At 35.2% G+C, this 1,722-nt stretch carries 1 protein-coding gene; it reads left to right on the forward strand.

What is annotated here, in order from left to right:
- On the forward strand, nt 1-1,475 hold a 1,475-nt coding region (locus FD27_RS00010; RefSeq protein WP_057747625.1), incomplete at its 5' end, for a MucBP domain-containing protein.
- Nucleotides 1,476-1,722 lie beyond the last annotated feature (247 nt).

The following is a 1,722-nucleotide window of genomic DNA, read 5'->3' on the forward strand; positions in this document are numbered from 1 at the left end:
GTAAGACCACTTCTCCAGTAGCTACTACAGATGGTGATAAGACCACTTCTCAAGCAGCTACCGTATCAGTTACTTTGTGGGATGATATTAATAACAAGCCAATATTTTTAGGAAATGAAAAACGTCCAGGCTTTAACAAGAATACTGGAACATATACTATTACTGGTAAACCTGGAAGTAGTATGACTGATTTAACACTTGCTATACCTGGATATAAACTGTTGAATTTTAATGATGTTTATAGCCATTTTAAAAAAGGTGATGACGTTTTCCAATATTTAATACCTAATGAGAACACAACACTCACACTCCATTATGTCCCATTATCACCAATACAAGTTAATTACATTGATGAAGATACTGGTAAAAAGATTGCCGTATCAGTTCTTCCTACAGATTGGGCTGTTCCTGATAGTGGTGCATATATTAACGGAGATGAGAAAGCTCCATCGGCTTCTAAGTATATGGTTAATGGGTTAGAGATTTCAGGGTATGATCTTGTTTCTAGTAAAAGTGTCTCTGGTACTGTTGGTCAAGTTCAAATCAGTAAAGATAATCCTAACCCCATCACTATTAATTTTTACTATAAAAGGAATGGACAGTTTAAAACTACTCAATCATTGGATAATGAGAACGGGCAAGTCATTGGTACAAAGTGGTCCACAATGCCAGGATATTTCTCTGTCAGTGGTGTTTATGGATTAAAATATTCAGATGATAATGGTGACGTAAATGCCAAGATAAATGAATTAATTAAAAAGTATGCCGATCAGGGATTCACCTATTTAGGCTTTGTGGGAACACATGATAATAATGATTATTATAATTATCGCCAAGCAGGGATTTGGCTTCATTTTGTTCCTAATAAGAATGTTATAGTTAACTATGTTGATGAAAATGGAAAACCACTAGCAACATCTGATATACTTTCCAGAAATTCAAACAATCCAAATCAGAAAAATAATGGTATTGATGAAAATAATTACTGGTATCCCAGCGGTGAATGGCAGGCTATTGCAAAGACGATTAACGGATATACATTAGATACTAGTAAAACCCCAGCAAAGATTTCAGGAAAGTTTAATTCGCTTATGCAATCAATTACTTTTGTGTATAAGTTGGTCAATAACCCAAAGAAGCCGGTAAATCCAAAGCAACCAGTAAAGCCAACTCAACCGGCCAAGCCAGCAAAACCGGCAAAGCCAAGTCAACCAAAGACAAAGACGCCAGCAAAACCAGTAAAGCCAACTCAACCTACAAAGCCAACTCAATTGATTAAAACTAATGTTAATGAGAAAAAAACAGTTTCATTGGTAAATGATAAAGAAAAAATTCCTTCTAAAAATAGAGAAGCTTTACCTCAAACTGGTGAAAACAATAGTCAAAGTCAAACAATGTCATTTATTGGTATTTTGTTGGCAATGTTTGGAAGTTCACTCGGTTTTCTTGATATCAAGAAACGTCATAATGATTAACAATTAAATAAATATATCTGTAGCGAATATAGATTATTTAAAGAGGACCCTGAAGGATATTATTATTCGGGCTCTTCGTCAACTGCTGTTGGTGAATCCATATTTAGAGTTCTAATCACTTTGTGATTAGGGTTCTTTTGGGGTCAAAGTCAAATCGTATTGATGGCGACTTATGAGAGTTCTTCCCAAAGGGGCATTCCTTTAAAAACCTCTCATTAGTGGATCTGCAGTTGGTTCAAGACACGCT

The organism is Limosilactobacillus frumenti DSM 13145 (genome assembly GCF_001436045.1).
GTDB classification, from domain to species: Bacteria; Bacillota; Bacilli; order Lactobacillales; family Lactobacillaceae; genus Limosilactobacillus; species Limosilactobacillus frumenti.